This is a genomic window from Ohtaekwangia sp., assembly GCF_036786105.1.
In the GTDB taxonomy this organism is placed as follows: domain Bacteria; phylum Bacteroidota; class Bacteroidia; order Cytophagales; family Cyclobacteriaceae; genus Ohtaekwangia.
In genome coordinates this window covers 26,946-31,988 of the sequence record NZ_DAIQRQ010000061.1, presented here as the reverse complement: position 1 = coordinate 31,988, position 5,043 = coordinate 26,946, and the positions used below count along the sequence as shown (strand labels likewise).

The 5,043-nt window shown below is 44.8% G+C and carries 6 protein-coding genes; 1 reads left to right on the top strand and 5 read right to left on the bottom strand.

The annotated features are described in order from the left end of the window. Nucleotides 1–6 precede the first annotated feature (6 nt). From V7Q33_RS19335 to V7Q33_RS19315, 5 genes are all read right to left on the bottom strand, one after another. Nucleotides 7–891 (bottom strand): serine hydrolase, encoded by an 885-nt coding sequence (locus V7Q33_RS19335; RefSeq protein ID WP_331974770.1) that lies wholly within the window; start codon nt 889–891, stop codon nt 7–9. A gap of 117 nt (nt 892–1,008) precedes the next feature. Next, nucleotides 1,009–1,617 (bottom strand): superoxide dismutase, encoded by a 609-nt coding sequence (locus V7Q33_RS19330; RefSeq protein WP_331974772.1) that lies wholly within the window; start codon nt 1,615–1,617, stop codon nt 1,009–1,011. A gap of 124 nt (nt 1,618–1,741) precedes the next feature. Beyond that, entirely contained in the window at nt 1,742–2,095 is a 354-nt protein-coding gene (locus V7Q33_RS19325; RefSeq protein ID WP_331974774.1) for a DUF3127 domain-containing protein, read from the bottom strand. A 9-nt stretch (nt 2,096–2,104) separates the two neighbouring features. Further along, nucleotides 2,105–2,548 (bottom strand): nucleoside deaminase, encoded by a 444-nt coding sequence (locus V7Q33_RS19320; protein ID WP_333820944.1) that lies wholly within the window; start codon nt 2,546–2,548, stop codon nt 2,105–2,107. A 120-nt stretch (nt 2,549–2,668) separates the two neighbouring features. Beyond that, entirely contained in the window at nt 2,669–3,235 is a 567-nt protein-coding gene (locus V7Q33_RS19315; RefSeq protein ID WP_331974778.1) for a hypothetical protein, read from the bottom strand. A 56-nt stretch (nt 3,236–3,291) separates the two neighbouring features. Here V7Q33_RS19315 and aspS point away from each other — a divergent pair, with 56 nt between their 5' ends. Further along, on the top strand, nt 3,292–5,040 hold the full coding sequence (gene aspS / locus V7Q33_RS19310) for an aspartate--tRNA ligase (RefSeq protein ID WP_333820943.1): 1,749 nt from the start codon (nt 3,292–3,294) through the stop codon (nt 5,038–5,040). Nucleotides 5,041–5,043 lie beyond the last annotated feature (3 nt).

The following is a 5,043-nucleotide window of genomic DNA, read 5'->3' as shown; positions in this document are numbered from 1 at the left end:
TAACGGTTATTCCTTCGTCAGGTAAGTATATATCATTTCGGAAACGGTGGCCATCGCATCGATCGCTGCTTTATCGTCTTTGGCGTCTTTAGAAAGTAGCACCAAAACATATTTACGATCGTTGGGGAGAAAAACAATTCCGGAGTCGTGGTTTACGCCTGCGATGTTGCCGGTTTTGTGAGCAACGCGTACATCGGCCGGTAACTTAGCGGGGATGATCTCGTTGAATTTCTGGTCGAGCAATATTTCGGTCATGATGCGCGATGCTTCGGGATTCACAGCTTCGCCCTTTGCTATTTTTTCAAAAATTATCATCAGGTCATACGCGGTGGTTGTGTTGTTCAATCCCTTTTCAAAAGCCTTCTGATCTTCTACTCCGCGCAATACCTGTATATCGTTAGCACCCATACTGCGCACGGTATTGGTTACGTTTCGGGCATCCACCAATTCGATGATCATATTCGTAGCAAGGTTGCTGCTGGCAATGATCATATCGTAAGCCAGCGTAGAGATGGAGCGCTTTTCCCCAATGTGATTGTATAGTTCCTGTTCGCTGTCGCTTTTCGGATCAAGGCTATATACACTACTATCCACTATACTTCTAAATTCATTGTGCACCACCATCGAATCTACCAGTGAGAATTTACCTTCTACTACCTGTTTGCAAACTTCAATAAGAACAGGTGTCTTCATGGTGCTGGCAGCATGGAATGTTTCATGCTCGTTGATCAGTATCTCTTCACCGGTATTCAGGTCTTTAAATGCCACTGCGAACGTTGCGTTCGGTTTCGCCAAAGTCTCCTGAATGGCTTTGGTGAGTTTTTCTTTTTTGGTCATAGGCTGGCAGGAGAAAAAGAGCAGCAGAGAGACTATGGCACAGAATACGCGCATGACGGGTTAAATACTTATATATCCGAAGATAAAACAAAAGATGATGTTGTATAAAAAACAAAGGCTTCCGTAAGAAAGCCTTTGCTTGTAAAATCATATAGCGGTAAACCTGCTGAATTATTTGGCAGCTTCGAAACGTTTTGCCACCTCGTTCCAGTTCACCACATTCCAGAAAGCTGCGATATAGTCAGGTCTGCGGTTTTGGTAGTGCAGGTAGTAAGCATGCTCCCACACATCAAGCCCCAATATAGGTGTGCCTTTTACTTCGGCTATATCCATCAAAGGATTGTCCTGGTTAGGAGTTGATGTGATCTGAAGTTTTTTGCTTCCATCAACAATCAACCACGCCCAGCCTGAACCAAAACGGCCGGCACCAGCAGCATTGAATTTAGTTTTGAACTCATCAAAATTACCGAAGGCTGCATGGATGGCATCGGCTAGCGCACCCGTTGGAGCACCGCCTGCATTGGGGCCAAGCACGGTCCAGAACAGGCTGTGGTTATAGTGACCACCACCGTTGTTACGTACTGCTACCGGGTACTTGGAGATATTCTTATTGATTTCTTCAATGCTAAGCTTCTCTGCATCTGTGCCGGCAATAGCATTGTTGAGGTTAGTTACGTACGCGTTATGATGCTTGCCATGGTGTATCTCCATAGTCTTTGCATCAATATGTGGTTCAAGAGCATTGGCTGCATACGGCAGCGCGGGCAATGTAAAAGCCATAGTACTTAATTTAATAGGTTGAACATTTTTATTGTATAAAGTCAAATATACAACCATAACCTCGCCCGGAAAATTTCACCAGCGTTATGATTATACGAATTTATTTATGCTTTACGGTCCATTATCAGAATGGCAGATCGTCTGAAGGACTATTATCAGCATAGAATGGCTCATCTCCCGGAGGTGGTGCGTTATTGCTGCTACCACGGTTGCCTCCACTCTTCTCCAGTTTCCAGGCTCTGGCCTCGGTATACCAACGACCATTATACTCGCGGCTTTCCAGATCTACTGACACGGAAACTTCATCGCCAACGGATAAATTATACTGATCTACTTTATCACCCCATGCGGACAGGCATACTTTTTTAGGATACTGGCTCTGTGTTTCGATGATAAACTCCTGCTTCTTCCACGGGCCTTTTTTACCCTGACCAGTTTGCAACTGCAACAACTGAATTACTCTTCCTTTTATTTCCATGTGTACTAATTAATTTCGTATCCGTTTAAAAAAACCGTTGATGAGTTTTTTGCTCTCGTCCGCTTTTATACCTTTTACCACTTCGGTTCGCGGGTGTAGTAGCGGTGAAGATACCAGACTATATCCACGCTGTATATCGGAAGCACCATAAACAAGTTTTTGTAACTGCGTCCAGTGCAATGCTCCCGCACACATTACGCACGGCTCGAGTGTAACATATAGTGTACACTCATCTAAATATTTCGAGCCCAGATGATTTGCAGCTGCTGTTATAGCCAGCATCTCAGCATGCGCAGTAGCATCGGTTAATTTTTCAGTCTGGTTATGCGCTCGTCCTATAATCCGGTTGTTGCAAACCACTACCGCACCTACCGGCACTTCTCCTATATCAAATGCCTTTACAGCTTCTTTCAAAGCTTCGCGCATGAAGTATTCATCGGTATATAATTCCATAGCAATCGGCAAATCTATAAAGCACAAAGCGTAAAGCCTAAGACTGAAGAAAGTAAAAAATACAAAGCGGAAAGCAGAAAGTATAACCGCAGGCTTGTGCTTTTCACTTTCTGCTTTGCGCTACTTAATTTTTATAGCCTTCATCATTTCCCGTGCAGTTTCCTGCCACTGATCCTTTATCCGTCTGGGGCAGTTAAAAGAGAACACCAGTGTTTTACCGGGCTCAACCAAGTACTGTATATAGGTATAGCGGAGTATCGGGTCCTGAAAACCTTCTTGTTGGCGATTACCATTTACGCGCGACTCAAATTCGAAATACGCAAATTTCTTTTTATTGATCTCGTGCACGCCCTCCTGTATCATATCCACCTTGTCGAATGTATTGAGCAAGCTTGACTTGAAAAACTCACGCGCCATCTCGATGTTGCTATCCGGCCATTGTGTTGCTGAAATGTTAACACTGAAATCTGCCGTACGCTCGTCATTGGTATAGGCCGCCAGTGGTGCACGCACCGAAGGATAACGCTGCGTAAAGTCCATCGCATCCATGGGCTTCCAGTCTTGCGGAATGGAAATCGTGATCCTTTCCGCTACTTTAACTTTTACCAGCTTTGGTTTATCGGCGGCCAGCAAGGTCAACGCCAACACAATCAACACATTAGGAAAGGCACTTTTAATTCTTAGCATATCACGCAGGGACACAAAGTATTATTAAATTCGCGGCTAAATTAATTAAAACTAACATGTTACGAACCCACACCTGCGGTGAATTGAGGATAACAGATGTAAACAAACCCGTAACCCTGGCCGGCTGGGTACAGCGCCTTCGCGATAAAGGCAGCGTACTCTGGATAGACCTCCGCGATCGTTATGGAATTACGCAGCTGATCTTTGAAGAAGGTAAAACGGATAAAACCTTGTTGGATCTGGCCCGCAGCACTGGACGTGAGTTTGTACTTCAGGTAGAAGGTATTGTTGCAGAACGTCTTTCCAAGAACGATAAAATAGCAACGGGTGAGATTGAATTAAAGGTTTCCAAACTTACTATTCTTAACCCCGCAAAGTTACCGCCCTTTACTATTGAAGATGAAACAGATGGCGGTGATGATCTGCGTATGAAATATCGCTATCTCGATTTGCGCAGAAACCCGGTGCGTGAAAAATTGCAACTCCGCCATAAAATGGCACAGCAGACACGCGCATACCTTGATGGCCAAAATTTTATTGAAGTAGAAACACCGGTACTGATCAAATCAACTCCGGAAGGTGCACGCGACTTTGTAGTGCCTTCACGTATACATCACGGTGAATTTTATGCTTTGCCACAATCGCCACAAACCTTTAAGCAATTGCTGATGGTGTCGGGGTTCGATCGTTATTACCAGATCGTAAAATGTTTCCGCGATGAAGATTTGCGTGCAGACCGCCAGCCGGAGTTTACGCAGATCGACTGCGAGATGGCATTCATCACACAGGAAGATATACTCAATATATTCGAAGGACTGGTTCGTCATCTTTTCAAAAATGTAAAAGATATAGAATTACCTTCCGTGCCACGCATGTTCTACGATGACGCCATGAAGCTATACGGTTCTGATAAACCGGACACTCGCTTTGACATGAAGTTTGTGGAAATTACCGAGCTCACCAAAGGAAAGAACTTCCCGGTATTTGAAAGTGCAGAACTGGTAGTAGGTATAGCCGCAAGCGGATGTGCCGAGTATACCCGTAAGCAAATCGATGAGCTTACCGAGTTTGTGAAACGTCCGCAGGTTGGTGCAAAAGGATTGGTATATATACAGTATAAAGCGGATGGTTCTATAAAATCATCGGTAGATAAATTTTATACTTCGGAAGAACTGAAAGCCTGGGCAGAGAAATTCAATGCACAGCCCGGTGATCTGATCTTGTTACTGGCCGGTGAAGCTCACGCCACCCGCAAGCAACTGAATGAACTTCGCCTTTTGATGGGTGAGAAACTCGGCTTGCGCGACAAGAATAAATTTTCAGCGTTGTGGGTGATCGACTTCCCATTGCTCGAATGGAACGATGAAACAAAACGCTACCATGCAATGCACCATCCGTTCACATCGCCGAAGCGTGAAGACATGCACCTGCTGGATACCGACCCTGGTAAAGTACGTGCCAATGCTTACGATATGGTGATTAACGGCACAGAAGTAGGTGGCGGTTCTATTCGTATCCATGACAGACCAACACAGCAGTTGATGTTTACACACCTCGGCTTCACAGAAGAAGAAGCGAAGAAACAATTCGGATTCTTGATGGATGCTTTTGAGTTTGGTGCACCACCACACGGTGGTATAGCATTCGGATTCGATCGCCTTTGCTCAATCTTCGGTGGCGCAGATTCGATCCGCGACTTCATTGCCTTCCCGAAAAACAATGCCGGTAAAGATGTGATGATCGATTCGCCATCTACCATTTCACAGGAGCAATTGAATGAGCTTGCTTTGTTGATTAAGAAATGATTT